The following is a 16,515-nucleotide window of genomic DNA, read 5'->3' on the forward strand; positions in this document are numbered from 1 at the left end:
CGCGCTCATGGCACGGATTGCGGTGATCGGCGCCGGGATGGGCGCGATGGCGACCGCCGCCCGGCTGGCCGTCGCGGGCCACCGGGTGACGGTGTACGAGCGTACGGAGACGTACGGCGGCGCGCTGCGCCGTTTCGAGCGGGACGGTTTCGCCTTCGACACCGGCCCCGGGCTGCTCCCGCTGCCCGCGGTCTACCGCGATCTGTTCGTCAAGACCGGCAAGGAGCCGCTGGAGGACCTCGTCGAGCTGGTCCAGGTGGACCCGTCCGCGCGGCACGTCTTCGCCGACGGCACCGAGGTGTCCCTGCCGAACGTCTCGCGCGCGGGCGTCGTCGCCGCTCTGGACGAAGCCCTCGGCGCGGGCGCCGGACGGCGCTGGGGCGACTTCCTGGTGCGGGCCCGCGAGGCCTGGGACCGCGCCCGCCGCCCGCTCCTGGAGGAGCCGCTGTGGCCCAACTGGCAGGTGCTGGCCGAGCGCGAGCCCTACCCGGCGGTGCCGCACAAGCGCCTGCTGCGCACTCGGCAGGCCGGCACGCTCGCCGAGGTCGGTGCCTGGGAGCTGCGCGACACGCGCCTGGCCGCCCTCCTGGAGAGCCACGCGCTCGCGTACGGCCTCGATCCGCGGACCGCCCCGGCGAGCGCGGCCGTACTGCCGTACCTGGACCACGCCTTCGGCACCTGGTACGTGCGCGGCGGTCTGCGCGAACTGGCGCGCGCGGTGTATGAGCGGTGCCTGGCCCGCCGGGTCGAGTTCGCCCTCGGCACCGAGGTCACGGGGATCGTCGGCAAGGACGGCCGGGCGGCGGGCGTGGAGCTCGCCGACGGGACCATGGCCGAGGCGGAGTTCGTGGTCGCCGGCGTGCCTCCCCGGACGCTGGACGGCATGGTCCGGGGTACGGACCTGCGGGGTGCGGGCGAGGTGCCGCCTCAGCCCGGTGCGCCCAGTCGCCTGACCGTACTGCTGGCGCTGCGCGGCGGCCGCCCCGAGGGGACGGCCCACCGGACCGTGGTGCACACCGAGGACCGCGCGGCCGAACTCGACGCGCTGTTCGGTACGGCCCCCGGGCTGCCCGAGCGGCCCACGGTCACGGTGTCGCGCCCCGGCGACCCGGCGCTGGTCCCGGACCCGGAGCACGAGGCAGTCACGCTCACGGCGACGGTCCCGGCCTCCGCTTCCGCGGATCCGCAGAGGCAAGCCGACCGCATGATCGCCGTCGCCTCGCGGGCTATACCCGGACTCCGCGACCGCCTGCTCTGGCACGAGGTGCGCACCCCGGCCGACATCGCCCGGGTGACGGGCGCGGAGGGCGGGGCCGTCCCCGCGCCGGCGCTCGCGGGCGCCCGAGGGCGCCTGCTGCACCCGGCGAACACCACGGGACTCGCCGGCCTGTTCACCGTGGGCGGCTGGTCGCACCCCGGGGGCGGGCTGCCGCACGCCGGGATGTCGGGGGCGCTGGTGGCCGGGCTGATCGTGGAAGGACCGGAGTTCCGCGGCTCCCAGTGAGCCGGGGAGCGTTCAGAAGCGGTACTGCTCGTCGAAGCCCGTGCCGTGCTGCGGCTGACCGTGGTTGTTGCCCTGGTACGGGTAGGACTGCTGCTCCTGCGGGAGTTCGCCGCCGTAGGACTCGTCGGTGCGCTGCTGCGGCACCCACACCCCGCCGTCCGGGGTCTCACCGCCGTAGCCGCCGGCGTAGGCGTCCTGGGTGCCGTAGCCCTGCTGGCCGTAGTCCTGTTGGCCGCCGTAGCCGGTGTCGTAGGAGCCGCCGCCGTAGGTCTGGGTGCCGGCGTACGGGTCGGAGTAGGCGGCGTACTGCTGCTGGCCGGAGGCGTCGTAGCCGTAACCCTGCTGACCGTAGCCGGAGTAGTCGTACGTGTGGCTCTGGTCGGCGCCCTGGGCCGCGGTGGCGTATTGGTCCTGGGTCTGGCCGGCCCCCGGGTAGGGCGACTGCGTGCCGCCCCGGTGGGCCGAGTCTCCGTAGACGCCGTAGGAACCGGTGTCGTCGGGCAGGGGCTGCGGCTCGTACACGGCGGTGGCCTCGGCGGCCGCGGGCTGGGTGGGGCGGGCGGGGGTGAAGACGTCGTCGCCGTCGTCGTCGCCGTGGCCGTAGGACAGGCCGTCGTGGCCGGGCAGGGCCTCCATGGTGCCGGTCTCGCCGTCGGACACCTCGAGGTCGGAGACCTCCAGGGTCGGGTCCTGGTGCTCGGCCTTGCCGCGGCGGCGCGGCTTGCCGCCTTCGGCGCCGGGACGGTTGACCGCCCAGCCCGCCGCGAAGCCGCGCCGGAAGGACAGTGTGACGTAGGTCTGGCCGACCGCGAAGGCGGCCGCGCCCAGACCGATCACGACGACGGACGGGATCAGGACCCCGAGGACGACGCAGAGGAAGCCGGCGAAGGCCAGCAGCCGCCAGCGCAACCGTGCCTTGTACTGCAGCAGCACCTCGCCCAGCAGCCACAGCGCGACGATGCCGAACGCGATGTAGAGGACCGTCCAGCCCATGTACGCCCCTCTCCCAGTGGCCGCTACGCAGTGTGTCGTACGCGGGTGCGGCCGGTCTAGGTCCGCGGCCGGTGGTGCAGACCCAGGTTTTCGTAGATTTCCAGCGTCGCCGTGGAGTTGTTGAGCGTGATGAAGTGCAGCCCGGGCACTCCCTCGGCCTGCAACCGTGCGCAGAACTCGGTGGCGAACTCGATCCCAAGGGAGCGTACCGCCGCCGGATCGTCCTCCGCCGCGCGGATCCGCTCTTTGAGGTCGTCCGGGATGGCGGCGTTGCTGAGTTGGGGCAGCCGCTCGAGCATCTTCACGCTCGTGACCGGCATGATCTCGGGAATGACGGGTGTCGCGCAACCGGCCGCGGCGACACGGTCGCGCAGGCGGAGGTACGACTCCGGATCGAAGAACATCTGCGTGATGGCGTAGTCGGCGCCCGCACGGCACTTGTCGACGAAGTGCGCGACGTCGGTATCCCAGTCGGCGGAGCGGGGGTGCATCTCGGGGAAGGCCGCCACGCCGACGCAGAAGTCGCCCGACTCCTTGATGAGCCGGACGAGTTCGGCGGCGTACGTCAGTCCGCGGGGGTGCGGGACCCACTCGCCCATCGGGTCGCCGGGCGGGTCGCCGCGCACGGCGAGCATGTTCCGGATCCCGGCGTCGGCGTACTGGCCGATGATGTTGCGCAGCTCCGCCACGGAGTGGTTGACGGCAGTGAGGTGCGCCACAGGGGTGAGCGTGGTGTCGGACACGATCTGCTCGGTCGCCCTCACCGTGCCCGCGCGGGTGGAGCCGCCGGCACCGTACGTCACCGAGACGAAGTCGGGGGCGACGGCCTCGATCCTGCGCAGCGCGTTCCACAGGCTGCGCTCGCCCTTCGCCGTCTTCGGCGCCCAGAACTCGAAGGAGTACGTGCTCTTGCCGGTGGCGAGCATGTCACGCACGGTGCGCGCGCGATCAGTCCTGGTGGATGCGGTTCCGAGGGCCATACTGGCAGGCTATCCAGGGCGCGGCGGTCTCCCAACCGAGCCCCGGAAATTTGCGTGAATTGTCGGCTTCTTGTCCACCCTTCGGACAACGGGGCCGGAAATGAGCGGGTCGGGCCGGGTCGGCTGTCCGGGTTATGAGACGACCGGCCGTCGCGTCCGGCCGTGTCACGCCGCCCCTACCCCGCCTGCCGCAGCCGCGCGGCGAACTCGGCCGCCGCCGCTCCGGGGTCGTCGGCCGCGGTGATCGCCCGGACCACGACGACACGGCGGGCGCCGGCCTCCAGGACCTGGTCCAGGTTGCCGAGGTCGATGCCGCCGATGGCGAACCAGGGCCGGTCGGTGCCGAGCGAGGCGGTGTACCGAACCAGGTCGAGGCCGGGTGCGGGACGGCCGGGCTTGGTGGGCGTGGGCCAGCAGGGTCCGGTGCAGAAGTAGTCCACGCCGTCCTGCACGGCCGCGGCGGCGGCCTCGTCCTCGGCGTGCGTGGACCGGCCGATCAGGACGCCGTCGCCGAGGATCGGGCGGGCGGCGGGCACGGGAAGGTCCCCCTGCCCCAGATGCAGCACATCGGCACGGGCTGCGTGGGCGACGTCCGCCCGGTCGTTGACCGCGAGCAGCTTGCCGTGCCGGGCGCAGGCGTCGGCGAACACCGCCAGCCGGTCCAGCTCCTCCCCGGCCTCCATGCCCTTGTCCCGCAACTGCACGATGTCGACGCCCGCCGCCAGCACCGCGTCCAGGAACTCGGCCAGGTCCCCCTGCCGCCTCCGGGCGTCCGTGCACAGATACAGGCGCGCGTCACCGAGCCGGTGACGGGCGTCGGCTATGGCGGCGGTCTCAGGCATACGCGGGTTCCCCCCGGCTCGTCGGTTGGGTGGCTCGTCCGACCACTCGGACGGACCCTACCCGCCCCGCCGTCCCGGCCGACGGAAACACCGGGGCCCCGGCCGGAGGCCGGGGCCGGGTGCTCAGGCGGATGGCCGGGTCAGACGGCGAGGGCCTGGGCGCGGCGCTTCACCTCTGTGCCGCGGTTCTCACTCAGGGCCTGGGCGGGGGTGCCCGGCAGGGTCGGGTCGGGGGTGAACAGCCATTCGATCATCTCTTCGACCGTGAAGCCGTCGTCCCTCAGGAGCGTCAGGGTGCCGAACAGGCCCTTGACGACCTTGTCGCCGTCGATGAAGGCGGCGGGGACGTGCAGTGCGCGGTTCTCACCCCGGCGTACGGCGATGAGCTGGCCCTCCTTGACCAGCTGACGCACACGTGTCACCTCGACGCCGAGTTGTTCGGCGATGTCGGGAAGGGTGAGCCAGGCAGGGACGAGAGCATCGATCTTTGTGTCAATCTCGGTCACGGACACAAGCGTGCCATCTGCCACTGACACTCGGAAGCCAGGCCCGTCCACCCGGGGCCGCGTGCCTCACGCCGTCGCCGTCTTCAGGGGCCTCGCCGGGTCCGCCAGCAGCCGCGTATCCATGGGCGTGCCGGACTCGATCAGCCGCCGCCCCTGCGCCAGATCCCGCGGTCGGCCGACGGCCAGCAGAGCGACGAGCCGGCCCTCGCGGAGCCAGCAGACCGTCCACGCCGGTCCGGTGCGATCGCCGCGCCAGACGACGGTGTCGGCCGACGTGTGGTGGCCGACGTACTGCACGAAGCGCCCGAACTGCTCGGACCAGAAGTACGGCACCGGGTCGTAGACCACGGGGGTGAGGCCGACGATGTCGGCCGCGACCGTGCGCGGGCCCTGGAGCGCGTTGTCCCAGTGGTGGATCAGCAGGCGCTCGCCGTACCTTCCCGAGGGGAAGGAGGCGCAGTCGCCGACCGCGTAGACGTCCGGCACGGACGTGCGCAGGTGGTCGTCGGCCAGCACGTCCCCGTGCCGGCCCAGCTCGATGCCGGAGCCGGCCAGCCAGCCGGTGGCGGGGCGCGCGCCGATGCCGACCACGACGGCGCCCGCGGGCAGCCGCGTGCCGTCGTCGAGCACCACCGCGCCGGGTTCGACGCGCTCCACGCGCGCGTGGGTGCGCAGTTCGGCGCCGCTGTCGGCGTACCAGGCGGTCATCGGCTCGGCCACCTCCGCGGGCAGCGCCCCCGCGAGCGGCCGGTCCGCGGCCTCCACGACGGTCACGACGCAGCCCGCCTCGCGCGCGGCGGTGGCGAACTCGGCGCCGATCCAGCCCGCGCCGACGACCACGATGTCGTGCTGCTCGGTGAGCACCGGCCGCAGCCGTTCGGCGTCGTCCAGGGTGCGCAGCAGGTGGACCCCGGGGACGCCCTCCACGCCGGGCAGCCGGATCGGTTCGGCACCGGTGGCCAGGACGAGCACGTCGTACGGCACCGGCCCCGCCGAGGTCTCCAGCACATGCGCGTCGGGCCGCACGGCCAGCGCCTCGCAGCCGAGCCTCAGTTCGAGGCCGAGCGCCTCGAAGTCGATGTCGAAGGCGGAGCCCTCGGCCTTGCCGAGCAGGACGGCCTTGGACAGCGGCGGCCGGTCGTAGGGCTGGTGGGGTTCGGCGCCGATCAGTGTCACGGTGCCGGTGAAGCCCTGCTCGCGCAGGGCGACCGCGGTCTGCACGCCGGCCATGCCCGCGCCCGCGACGACTACGCGCCGCGGCCCTGATGTGCCCTGTTCCTGCGTCTGGTCGCTCACCTGATCACCATAAGTCAACTGACAAACCGTCAGTCAGGGGCGGGCCAGGTGGCCTGCTCCACAACCTCTTCCACCACGCTCGTCCCGCTGCCGGGCTGCGACTCCCAGCGCCAGGTCTCCTCCAACCGCACCCGCCCGTCGGGCAGTTCGACCACCGTCGACACGCAGTGCCCGGAGGAGGTGGTCCCGTCCTGCTTGAGCTGGACGTACCGGAAGTCGAGCCGGTCACTTTCCCTGGTACCCAACAGATGGCCGCGTACGACGTCGCCGCCCGCGTACTCGGCCCAGATCTCCCCGTTCCGCTCGTGATACGTGAAGCGGGTGCGCGTGCCCACCTGGCCCGGGGCCTGGTCGGCGACCGGGGCGAGAACGCGGCCGTCGAGCGAGGAAAAGGGCCGGGTGGAGCCGCCCGCCCGAGAGTCGTGGCGGGAGACGGGCGGGCGGGTCATGGCGGGAGGCTCCCTTACCGGGGCAATGCACTGCGGGCTAGGGTGGCCACCGTACAAGCACTCGCGGGAGCCCGGACGCACCGGGCTGAGAGGGAGGCTGGCGGCCTCCGACCGTACGAACCTGATCCGGGTCATGCCGGCGAAGGGAGGGGCTGGACGCCCATGTCGTTGCCACGTACGTCAGACGTCCTCGTCGTGGGGGGCGGCATCATCGGGCTGGTGACGGCCTGGCGCTCCGCGCAGCACGGGTTCGCCACGGCCGTGGTGGACCCCGAGCCGGGCGGCGGGGCCGCACAGGTGGCCGCCGGGATGCTGGCCGCCGTCACCGAACTGCACTACGGCGAGCAGACCCTGCTCGGGCTCAACCTGGCCTCCGCCCGCCACTACCCGGACTTCGTGGCCGAGCTGACCGAGCTGACCGGCCACGACCTCGGCTACCGCCGCTGTGGCACCCTCGCGGTCGCGCTGGACGCCGACGACCGCGCCCACCTGCGGGAACTGCACGACCTTCAGCGCCGTTCGGGCCTGGACTCCGAGTGGCTGTCCGGACGGGAGTGCCGCCGGCTCGAGCCGATGCTCGCGCCGGGCGTGCGCGGCGGGCTGCGGGTGGACGGCGACCACCAGATCGACCCGCGGCGGCTCGCCGGCGCCCTGGTCGCGGCCTGCGAGCGGGCGGGCGTGGTCTTCCACCGCGGCTGGGCCGAGCGGCTCACCCTCGCAGGCGACCGGGCCACGGGCTGTGTGCTGCGCGACGGCACCGCGCCGGCCGCGGACCAGGTGGTGCTCGCCGCGGGCAGCCACAGCGGACGGCTCGCGGGCGTCCCGGACGACGTGCTGCCGCCGGTGCGGCCGGTGAAGGGGCAGGTGCTGCGGCTGGCGGTGCCGAAGCGCTACGCGCCGTTCCTGAGCCGTACCGTGCGGGCCGTGGTGCGCGGCAGCCAGGTCTACCTGGTGCCGCGGCTCAGCGGCGAGCTGGTCGTCGGGGCCACGAGCGAGGAACTGGGCTGGGACACGACGGTGACGGCGGGCGGCGTGTACGAGCTGCTGCGCGACGCGCACGAGCTGGTGCCCGGGATCACCGAGCTGCCGCTCACGGAGACCCGGGCCGGACTGCGGCCCGGCTCCCCCGACAACGCGCCGATGCTCGGCCCGACCGGGCTGGACGGCCTGCTGCTGGCCACCGGGCACTACCGCAACGGCGTGCTGCTCACGCCGGTCACCGGTGACGCCATGGCGCACGTCCTGTCCACCGGCGAGCTGCCGGACGAGGTCCGCCCCTTCTCCCCCAGGCGTTTTCATGCCACGGCACTCACGGAGCAGCCCGTATGAACATCTCCGTCAACGGCGAGCCCCGCCGGGTCACGCCCGGCACGTCCCTCGACACCGTCGTGCGGGCCCTGAGCGCGGCGCCCTCCGGGGTGGCCGCCGCCCTCAACGAGACCGTCGTCCCGCGCGCGCGGTGGTCGTCCACGGCCCTGGCCGAGGGCGACCGCGTCGAAGTGCTGACCGCCGTCCAGGGAGGCTGAGCGATGGCCGACGATCCCTTCGTCCTCGGTGGTACGTCCTTCACCTCCCGGCTGATCATGGGCACCGGCGGCGCGCCCAGCCTGGAGGTGCTGGAGCGGGCGCTCACGGCCTCCGGCACGGAGCTGACCACGGTCGCGATGCGGCGGGTGGACCCCTCGGTGCACGGCTCCGTGCTGTCGGTGCTGGAGTCGCTCGGGATCCGGGTGCTGCCCAACACCGCGGGCTGCTTCACCGCGGGTGAGGCGGTGCTCACCGCCCGGCTGGCGCGGGAGGCGCTGGGCACGGACCTCGTGAAGCTGGAGGTGATCGCCGACGAGCGCACGCTGCTGCCGGACCCGATCGAGCTGCTGGACGCGGCGGAGACGCTGGTCGACGACGGGTTCACGGTGCTGCCGTACACGAACGACGATCCGGTGCTGGCGCGGAAGCTGGAGGACGCGGGCTGCGCCGCGATCATGCCTCTGGGCTCGCCCATCGGGTCCGGGCTCGGTATCCGCAACCCGCACAACTTCCAGCTGATCGTGGAGCACGCGCGCGTGCCGGTGATCCTGGACGCCGGGGCCGGTACGGCCTCGGACGTGGCGCTGGCCATGGAGCTGGGGTGTGCCGGGGTGATGCTCGCCTCCGCGGTGACGCGGGCGCAGGAGCCGGTGATGATGGCCGCGGCGATGCGGTCCGCCGTGGAGGCGGGGCGGCTGGCCCGGCTGGCCGGGCGGATCCCCAAGCGGCACTTCGCGGAGGCGTCGTCCCCGGCGGAGGGCCTGGCCAGGCTGGACCCGGAGCGGCCCGCGTTCTAGCTAGGCCGTCGCCCCGTTTCACGGGTGCGTGGGCCGCGTCACAGGTCGGCTTCAGTCCTGCCCCGACAGCGTCCGCGATCCGAGTGTGTCCGTGACGGCTCGTAGACTCGCCTGCGTGGATACGACCCTTCAGGACCCTCTCGTCGGGCAGGTGCTCGACGGCCGTTATCGCGTCGACGCGCGGATCGCCGTCGGCGGGATGGCCACGGTCTACCGGGCCCTGGACACCCGCCTGGACCGGGTCCTCGCGCTCAAGGTGATGCACCCCGCGCTCGCGGCCGACGGCTCGTTCGTGGAGCGGTTCATCCGGGAGGCCAAGTCGGTCGCGCGGCTGGCCCACCCGAACGTCGTGCAGGTCTTCGACCAGGGCACGGACGGGTCGTACGTGTACCTCGCCATGGAGTACGTGGCCGGCTGCACCCTGCGCGACGTGCTGCGCGAGCGCGGGGCGCTCCAGCCGCGCGCGGCGCTGGACATCCTGGAGCCGGTGCTCGCCGCGCTGGGGGCCGCGCACCGGGCCGGGTTCGTGCACCGCGACATGAAGCCGGAGAACGTCCTGATAGGGGACGACGGCCGGGTCAAGGTCGCCGACTTCGGGCTGGTCCGGTCCGTGGACACGGTGACGAACACCACCGGTGCCGTCCTCGGCACCGTCTCCTACCTCGCGCCGGAGCAGATCGAGCGCGGCGCCGCCGACCCCCGGGTCGACGTGTACGCCTGCGGGGTCGTGCTGTACGAGATGCTGACCGGCGGCAAGCCCCACCAGGGGGAGTCCCCCGCCCAGGTGCTGTACCAGCACCTCCACGAGGACGTGCCGCCCCCGTCGGCCGCCGTGCCGGGACTGGCCTTCGAGCTGGACGAACTGGTCGCGGAGGCCACCGCGCGCACCCCGGACATCCGGCCGCACGACGCGGTCGCGCTGCTCGCGCGGGTCCGCGAGGCGCGGTCCGCGCTCGGCCAGGACCAACTGGACGCACTGCCGCCGCAGGCCCTCACCGCGGAGCACGACAACGCGGAGGACCGTACGAGCGTCATCCCGCGCGCGCTGACGACGCGGATCCGCGGCGGGGACGGCAAGACCGGTGAGGACGGCACGCGGTCCGAGGCCGCCCTCAACCGCACCAGCCGTCTTCAGGCGCCCCCGCCCGCACCGCCGCCGACCGGCGCGCGGCGCCCCGGGCCGCCCCGGCGCACACTGCTCACGGTGGTCGTCGCCGTCCTGCTGGTCCTCGGGGCCGGCGGGGGCGTGTGGTACATCAACTCCGGCCAGTTCACGAAGGTCCCGCCGCTGCTGGCGAAGACCGAGGCGCAGGCCAGGGAGCGGCTCAAGGAAGCCGGTCTCGGCGTCGACCGGGTCGAGCACGCCTACAGCGACACGGTCGGGCGCGGCACGGTCATCGGCACCGACCCGCGGGCGGGCGCCCGGATCCGCAGCCACGGCTCGGTGACGCTCACGGTCTCCGACGGGCCCGAGACCGTGCGCGTGCCCGACCTGAAGGGCCACCGGCTGGGCGAGGCGCACACCCTGCTGAAGAAGGAGGGCCTGGAGCCGGGCATGGTGAGCCGGGAGTTCAGCGACGACGTCCCCCGCGACGTCGTGATCGGCACGGACCCCGAGGCGGGCACCGAGCGGCGGGCCGGCTCGGCGATCGCGCTCACCGTCAGCAAGGGCCACGCGGTGGACGTGCCGGACGTCACCGGCGACGACCTGGACCAGGCGCGGTCCGAGCTTCGGGACGCCGGCCTGAAGGTGCGGATCTCCTCCGAGCAGGTCAACTCCGAGTACGACAAGGGCCGGGTCGCCCGGCAGAGCCCGACGGGCGACAGCCAGGCCGCCGAGGGCGACACCGTCACGCTGACGCTGTCCAAGGGCCCGGAGATGGTCGAGGTGCCGGACGTGACCGGCAACAGCGTCGGCGACGCGAAGAACACCCTGCAGAAGGCCGGCTTCCAGGTGCAGGAGGACCGCGGGCTGCTCGGGCTGTTCGGCGACACCGTCAAGAAGCAGTCGGTGAAGGGCGGAGACCGGGCGCCGAAGGGCTCGACGATAACGATCACCATCCGGTGACGGCGGCCCGGCGGCCACCGGCCGCCGGGCACGTGACACCCTGAACGGGTGAGCAGTCAGCGGTCCCGCCCCCTCCCCGGTCCCTCCCGCAACCCGATCGGCGGCCATGTGCCCGTCGCCGGCGGACTGCACTCCGTGGGCCTGTCCTACGCCCGGGACCTCGGGGCCGAGACCGTGCAGGTCTTCGTCGCCAATCCGCGCGGCTGGGCCACGCCCGCGGGCAACCCGCGGCAGGACGAGCAGTTCCGCGCGGCCTGCGCGGAGCAGTCGGTCCCGGCGTACGTCCATGCCCCGTACCTGATCAACTTCGGCTCGCACACCGAGGCGACCGTGGAGCGGTCGGTGGAGTCGCTGCGGCACTCGCTGCGGCGCGGCCGGGAGATCGGCGCGCTGGGGGTCGTCGTGCACACCGGGAGCGCGACCGGCGGCAGGGACCGGTCCGTCGCGCTGAAGCAGGTGCGGGAGCACCTGCTGCCGCTGCTCGACGAGCTCACCCATGACGACGACCCGTATCTGCTCCTGGAGTCCACCGCCGGCCAGGGTGCCTCGCTGTGCTCGCGCACCTGGGACTTCGGGCCGTACTTCGAGGCGCTGGACGCCCACCCGAGGCTGGGCGTGTGCCTGGACACCTGCCACATCTTCGCCGCCGGGCACGACCTGACCGGCCCGCACGGCATGCACCAAACGCTGGACCTGCTGGTGGAGACGGTCGGCGAGGGCCGGCTGCGGCTGATCCACGCCAACGACTCCAAGGACGTGGCCGGCGCGCACAAGGACCGGCACGAGAACATCGGCGCCGGCCACATCGGCGAGGACCCCTTCCGCGCTCTGATGACCCACCCCGCCACCGAGGGTGTCCCGCTGATCATCGAGACCCCGGGCGGCAAGGAGGGCCACACGGCGGACGTGGAGCGCCTGAAGCGGCTCAGGGACGGATGAGGAAGGCGTGAGCAGGCACCGGGACGGCCGCCGGGGCGGGCGTCAGAGTTCCGGCCCGTCTCCCGGTTCCTCCTGGTAGGAGTAACGCTGTTCCTTCCAGGGGTCGCCCAGGTTGTGGTAGCCGCGCTCCTCCCAGAAGCCGCGGCGGTCCGCGGTCATGTACTCCACGCCGCGGACCCACTTGGGGCCTTTCCAGGCGTACAGGTGGGGAACGATCAGGCGGAGCGGGAAGCCGTGCTCGGCGGTGAGCAGTTCGCCGTCCTTATGGGTGGCGAAGAGGGTGCGCTCCGAGGTGAAGTCGGACAGGCGCAGGTTGGAGCTGAACCCGTACTCCGCCCACACCATCACATGGGTGACGTTCGCCGCAGGCGGGGCGATGTCCAGGACGGTGCGCGCGGGGATGCCGCCCCATTCGGCGCCGACCATGCTGTACTTCGTGACGCAGTGCAGGTCGGCCACCACGGTGGTGTACGGCAGGGCCGTGAACTCCTCGTGGGTCCAGCAGTGCTTCTCGCCGTCGGCGGTGGCGCCGAAGACCCGGAAGTCCCAGCGCTCGGGGCGGAACTTGGGCACCGGCCCGTAGTGCGTGACCGGCCAGCCGCGCTGGAGCCGCTGTCCCGGCGGAAGTTCCGGCTGTGCCGCTCCCGTCGGCACTGCTCCAGACGCGTCTCCTGACGCGCGTTCCACCGGCTGACCCATGACTCCATCCTGACAGACCGGAGAGGGTGCACATGACCAGCCCGGGGGCGATTCGGACAACTCGCACTAAGCATGTACTTACTGGACGGCCGTGTGTGCCGGTGCAATCATGCGCGAGATCGGCCCAGAGACGTCCGGAAGGAGCCCCGCCGCCATGCAAGGCGACCCCGAGGTGATCGAACTGCTCAACGAGCAGCTGACCGCCGAGCTCACCGCGATCAACCAGTACTTCCTGCACTCCAAGATCCAGGACCACAAGGGCTGGACGAAGCTCGCCAAGTACACCCGCGACGAGTCGTTCGACGAGATGCGGCACGCGGAGCTCCTGACCGACCGGATCCTGCTGCTGGACGGCCTGCCGAACTACCAGCGCCTCTTCCACGTCCAGGTCGGGCAGACGGTGGCCGAGATGTTCCGGGCCGACCGGCAGATCGAGGTCGAGGCCATCGACCGGCTGCGCCGGGGCGTGCAGCTGATGCGCGACAAGGACGACATCACGTCGGCGAACATCTTCGAGGCGATCCTCGCCGACGAGGAGCACCACATCGACTACCTGGACACCCAGCTGGAGCTGGTCGACAAGCTGGGTGAGGCGCTCTACCTCTCGACCGTCGTCGAGCAGAGCCAGCCGGACCCGTCGGGCCCCGGCACGCACGGCTTCTCCAGCCCCTGAGGCGGCTGTCCGGCAGCCGTCACCTCTAGGCGGCGGCGCCCAGCTCCTTCGGGCGGGCGCCGGAAGCCCCGCCCGTGATCGGCGCGAGCGCCGGGCCGCCCTGGTCGATCAGCTCGCGGCGCGGGCAGCTGCCGCGGCCGAGCAGCGCCTGGATGCGACGTACGCACCCGCCGCAGTCGGTGCCCGCCTTGCAGGCGGAGGCGATCTTGCGGGGAGTGCAGGCGCCGTTGTCCGCGTGCTGCTTGACCTGCTGCTCGGTGATACCGAAGCAACTGCACACGTACACGCGGTTCACCTCCCGCCGGGATCGGTTCGATGGTGCCGCCCCGACTTCTCGGTGAGGCAAACCTAACCTTACTCACCGCGCGAATGCCCGAAAAGGGGATGGGGCGCGGATCCCATGTGATCCGCGCCCCACTTCACGTTCCCGCTCCCGCGAGGGGCGCGCGCCTCACTGGTCCCGGTACATCTCCGCGACCAGGAACGCCAGGTCCAGGGACTGGCTGCGGTTCAGACGCGGGTCGCAGGCCGTCTCGTAGCGCTGGTGCAGGTCGTCGACGAAGATCTCGTCGCCGCCGCCGACGCACTCGGTGACGTCGTCACCGGTCAGCTCCACGTGGATGCCGCCGGGGTGCGTGCCGAGCCCCTTGTGCACCTCGAAGAAGCCCTTGACCTCGTCGAGCACGTCGTCGAAACGGCGGGTCTTGTGACCGGAGGCCGCCTCGAAGGTGTTGCCGTGCATCGGGTCGGTCACCCAGGCCACCACCGCGCCCGAGGCCGTGACCTTCTCCACCAGCTCCGGGAGCCGGTCGCGGATCTTGTCGGCGCCCATGCGGACGATGAACGTCAGCCGGCCCGGCTCCCGCTCGGGGTCGAGGCGGTCGATGTACCGCAGCGCCTCCTCGGGCGTGGTCGTCGGGCCCAGCTTGACGCCGATCGGGTTGCGGATGCGCGAGGCGAACTCGATGTGCGCGTGGTCCAGCTGCCGGGTGCGCTCGCCGACCCACACCATGTGCCCGGAGACGTCGTACAGCTGCCCGGTGCGCGAGTCGACGCGGGTCAGCGCCGACTCGTAGTCGAGCAGCAGCGCCTCGTGCGAGGAGAAGAACTCGACGGTCTTGAACTCCTCCGGGTCCGTGCCGCAGGCCCGCATGAAGTTCAGCGCGTTGTCGATCTCGCGCGCGAGCTGCTCGTAGCGCTGGCCGGACGGCGAGGACTTCACGAAGTCCTGGTTCCAGGCGTGCACCTGGCGCAGGTCGGCGTAGCCGCCGGTGGTGAAGGCGCGCACCAGGTTCAGCGTGGAGGCGGACGCGTGGTACATCCGCTTCAGCCGCTCGGGGTCCGGGACACGGTCGGCCTCGGTGAACTCGAAGCCGTTGACGGAGTCGCCGCGGTAGGTCGGCAGGGTCACGCCGTCGCGGGTCTCGGTCGGCTTGGAGCGCGGCTTGGAGTACTGGCCGGCGATCCGGCCGACCTTGACCACCGGCACCGAGGCGGCGTACGTGAGCACGGCGCCCATCTGGAGCAGGGTCTTGAGCTTGCTGCGGATGTGGTCGGCGGACACCGCGTCGAACGCCTCGGCGCAGTCGCCGCCCTGGAGGAGGAACGCCTCTCCCTTGGCGACGGCCGCCATCCGGGCGCGCAGCTGGTCGCACTCGCCCGCGAAGACGAGCGGCGGATACGACTCGAGGTCCGCGATCACTGCGCGCAGAGCCTCGGGGTCGGGGTACTCGGGCTGCTGCGCCGCGGGCAGGTCTCGCCAGGTGTTGCCAGCGCTCGCGCTGGTCTTAGCGTTCACGGTCACCCCACCAAGATTACGGGGTCGTCCGGCGGACCCCTTCCTCCGTTCATCCAATGAGACGGATGGCGCCCGCTCGCGGGACGTCCAGCCCGGCGCCGTTCAGGCGCCGGGGCCGACGTCCAGCTGGTCGCGGTCGATGTTGATGGTGACCGCGCCGTACGTCTCGGTCCTGTTGCCCGCGTACTGGTGGATGCGCTGGTGACCGGCCCACAGCTCGGCCGGGATGGCGGTGTGGAGGGTGGTGTTCTTGTTGTTCCAGTGCGCGAAGTGGATCACGTCCGGCAGGGTGGCCTTCCCGGCGTTGCCGACCAGGTCGGCGACCAGGGACGAGACGCTGCCGTACGCGCCGGACCGGTAGCCCAGTTCGTGCAGCCGCTCGGTCCAGGCCTCCAGGTAGCCGAGTACGCGCGTGGTGAGGGCGCCGCCCGTTGCGTACTGCTCCAGGTCGTTGTAGAGCACCGACCCCTTGGCGAAACCGAGCGCCACCGCTTGGGCGACCGCGTCCTCCGCGGCCTCCTTGCCCTGCGGCACCGGATCGGTGATCGACGCGCAGGAGTTCTGGCAGCTGCCGGCGCCGGAGGTGGGCTGCCGGCCGACGTAGAGCGGGAAGAAGCGCCACCCGTTCGCGTACTGCGTCCGCACCCACTCGGAGGTCAGCCTCGCCTGGGCGCAGGCGCGGTTGACCCCGCCGATGTAGACACCGACGGCCCTGTAGGGCGAGCCGGTCCTCCAGGCGTTCATGGCCGTCTGGCTCGGGGCGGTGCACGTGTCGAAGCCCCTGCCCTGGAACGCGGTCGCGTCGGCGGGCACGGCGCCCGCGGCCGGTGTCCGGGCGGGTGCCCGGGCGCGGGCGGTGGCGACGGGCAGTCCTGCGCTGCGCAGCACCCGCTGGATCTCCGCGCGGTCCTCGCCGTACGGGGCCGTGATGGAGATTCCCTCGTTGGTGGCGGTCGCCCGGTAGACGCGGGACGTGCGGTCCTCGGTCACCGAGGCCTTCGTCGCCACCGCGGGCTGCACCCAGAGGACCTCGGTGCGCCCGACGGTGCGGGCCGGGCAGTACTGCTGCTCGCCGGGGGTGCCGAGATAGACGGCGTGCCGGTCGAAGCGGACGCAGGCGGTCGGCTCCTGGTCGAGGTCGACGACGGGCCAGCCGGCCGGGACGGTGAACGTGTGACCGCGGTAGCTGACGGTCTTCGTGGCGTCGTCGGCCGCCGGCCGGGCGGTGGCCGGCGCGGCGGCGGCGAGCACCACGCAGGCGCTCAGCGCGGTCAGCGCACGCCTCGGGCGGAGGCGGGGCCGTGCCGGGTGGGGCGATCGCAGTGCGGGAATGGCGTACTCCTCGGTCGGGCACGAGCGCGCGGCGGACGCCGGGGCACGAGCGGCACACGGTCGACGCGGACCCTCCTTCCACCTCGCGCGGCCGCCGGAAACCGGCCTGTGC

At 72.7% G+C, this 16,515-nt stretch carries 17 protein-coding genes and 1 riboswitch; of the genes, 7 read left to right on the plus strand and 10 right to left on the minus strand.

Annotation, left to right across the window (positions count from 1 at the left end; genetic code table 11):
- Nucleotides 1–7 precede the first annotated feature (7 nt).
- Nucleotides 8–1,504, plus strand: coding sequence for a phytoene desaturase family protein (locus ACIQFZ_RS11510; RefSeq protein WP_402691124.1), 1,497 nt, complete (start codon nucleotides 8–10; stop codon nucleotides 1,502–1,504).
- 12 nt (nucleotides 1,505–1,516) lie between these two features.
- Here the strand turns inward: ACIQFZ_RS11510 and ACIQFZ_RS11515 are convergent, their stop codons facing one another.
- The 6 genes from ACIQFZ_RS11515 to ACIQFZ_RS11540 all read right to left on the minus strand — a co-directional run bounded on the left by ACIQFZ_RS11515 (nucleotide 1,517) and on the right by ACIQFZ_RS11540 (nucleotide 6,570).
- Entirely contained in the window at nucleotides 1,517–2,497 is a 981-nt protein-coding gene (locus ACIQFZ_RS11515; RefSeq protein ID WP_383056094.1) for a hypothetical protein, read from the minus strand.
- A gap of 56 nt (nucleotides 2,498–2,553) precedes the next feature.
- Nucleotides 2,554–3,477: a methylenetetrahydrofolate reductase [NAD(P)H] gene (gene metF / locus ACIQFZ_RS11520; protein WP_361409539.1), complete on the minus strand. Its 924-nt coding sequence runs from the start codon at nucleotides 3,475–3,477 to the stop codon at nucleotides 2,554–2,556.
- A gap of 176 nt (nucleotides 3,478–3,653) precedes the next feature.
- Nucleotides 3,654–4,319, minus strand: coding sequence for a thiamine phosphate synthase (thiE, locus tag ACIQFZ_RS11525; protein WP_365418872.1), 666 nt, complete (start codon nucleotides 4,317–4,319; stop codon nucleotides 3,654–3,656).
- A 140-nt stretch (nucleotides 4,320–4,459) separates the two neighbouring features.
- Nucleotides 4,460–4,825, minus strand: a complete 366-nt coding sequence (locus ACIQFZ_RS11530; RefSeq protein ID WP_365430777.1) for an Rv2175c family DNA-binding protein — start codon at nucleotides 4,823–4,825, stop codon at nucleotides 4,460–4,462.
- Between the two features lie 66 nt (nucleotides 4,826–4,891).
- The gene (locus ACIQFZ_RS11535) at nucleotides 4,892–6,121 is read right to left on the minus strand and encodes an NAD(P)/FAD-dependent oxidoreductase (RefSeq protein ID WP_402691125.1); all 1,230 of its coding nucleotides are present in this window, start codon (nucleotides 6,119–6,121) and stop codon (nucleotides 4,892–4,894) included.
- A 29-nt stretch (nucleotides 6,122–6,150) separates the two neighbouring features.
- Nucleotides 6,151–6,570, minus strand: coding sequence for a hypothetical protein (locus ACIQFZ_RS11540; protein ID WP_383056098.1), 420 nt, complete (start codon nucleotides 6,568–6,570; stop codon nucleotides 6,151–6,153).
- Nucleotides 6,571–6,623: 53 nt separating this feature from the next.
- A riboswitch (TPP riboswitch) is annotated at nucleotides 6,624–6,735 on the plus strand.
- On the opposite strand from ACIQFZ_RS11540, the gene thiO reads away from it, so the two are divergent.
- From thiO to ACIQFZ_RS11565, 5 genes are all read left to right on the plus strand, one after another.
- On the plus strand, nucleotides 6,733–7,899 hold the full coding sequence (thiO, locus tag ACIQFZ_RS11545; protein WP_402691126.1) for a glycine oxidase ThiO: 1,167 nt from the start codon (nucleotides 6,733–6,735) through the stop codon (nucleotides 7,897–7,899). It overlaps the preceding riboswitch by 3 nt.
- A complete protein-coding gene (gene thiS / locus ACIQFZ_RS11550) occupies nucleotides 7,896–8,096 on the plus strand; it encodes a sulfur carrier protein ThiS (protein ID WP_365430769.1) in 201 nt (66 codons plus the stop codon). Before thiO ends, thiS begins: the two co-directional genes overlap by 4 nt.
- Nucleotides 8,097–8,099: 3 nt before the next feature.
- On the plus strand, nucleotides 8,100–8,894 hold the full coding sequence (locus ACIQFZ_RS11555; RefSeq protein WP_365430767.1) for a thiazole synthase: 795 nt from the start codon (nucleotides 8,100–8,102) through the stop codon (nucleotides 8,892–8,894).
- Between the two features lie 115 nt (nucleotides 8,895–9,009).
- Nucleotides 9,010–10,962 (plus strand): Stk1 family PASTA domain-containing Ser/Thr kinase, encoded by a 1,953-nt coding sequence (gene pknB / locus ACIQFZ_RS11560; RefSeq protein WP_402691127.1) that lies wholly within the window; start codon nucleotides 9,010–9,012, stop codon nucleotides 10,960–10,962.
- A 48-nt stretch (nucleotides 10,963–11,010) separates the two neighbouring features.
- Nucleotides 11,011–11,901 (plus strand): deoxyribonuclease IV, encoded by an 891-nt coding sequence (locus tag ACIQFZ_RS11565; RefSeq protein ID WP_365430763.1) that lies wholly within the window; start codon nucleotides 11,011–11,013, stop codon nucleotides 11,899–11,901.
- A gap of 42 nt (nucleotides 11,902–11,943) precedes the next feature.
- Here ACIQFZ_RS11565 and ACIQFZ_RS11570 read toward each other — a convergent pair whose 3' ends face one another.
- Nucleotides 11,944–12,600: a sulfite oxidase-like oxidoreductase gene (locus tag ACIQFZ_RS11570; protein WP_225074308.1), complete on the minus strand. Its 657-nt coding sequence runs from the start codon at nucleotides 12,598–12,600 to the stop codon at nucleotides 11,944–11,946.
- 154 nt (nucleotides 12,601–12,754) lie between these two features.
- Between ACIQFZ_RS11570 and bfr the strand changes: the two genes are divergently transcribed.
- Complete coding sequence (bfr, locus tag ACIQFZ_RS11575) at nucleotides 12,755–13,273, plus strand: bacterioferritin (RefSeq protein WP_365430761.1); 519 nt, start codon at nucleotides 12,755–12,757, stop codon at nucleotides 13,271–13,273.
- 25 nt (nucleotides 13,274–13,298) lie between these two features.
- Here bfr and ACIQFZ_RS11580 read toward each other — a convergent pair whose 3' ends face one another.
- The 3 genes from ACIQFZ_RS11580 to ACIQFZ_RS11590 form a co-directional block, all read right to left on the minus strand.
- Nucleotides 13,299–13,568, minus strand: a complete 270-nt coding sequence (locus ACIQFZ_RS11580) for a bacterioferritin-associated ferredoxin (RefSeq protein WP_402691128.1) — start codon at nucleotides 13,566–13,568, stop codon at nucleotides 13,299–13,301.
- A 156-nt stretch (nucleotides 13,569–13,724) separates the two neighbouring features.
- Entirely contained in the window at nucleotides 13,725–15,077 is a 1,353-nt protein-coding gene (locus ACIQFZ_RS11585; protein WP_365432991.1) for a class II 3-deoxy-7-phosphoheptulonate synthase, read from the minus strand.
- A gap of 96 nt (nucleotides 15,078–15,173) precedes the next feature.
- A complete protein-coding gene (locus ACIQFZ_RS11590) occupies nucleotides 15,174–16,325 on the minus strand; it encodes a glycoside hydrolase domain-containing protein (RefSeq protein ID WP_383056111.1) in 1,152 nt (383 codons plus the stop codon).
- Nucleotides 16,326–16,515 lie beyond the last annotated feature (190 nt).

It is taken from the genome of Streptomyces sp. NPDC093064, from assembly GCF_044754605.1.
Taxonomy (GTDB): Bacteria; Actinomycetota; Actinomycetes; order Streptomycetales; family Streptomycetaceae; genus Streptomyces.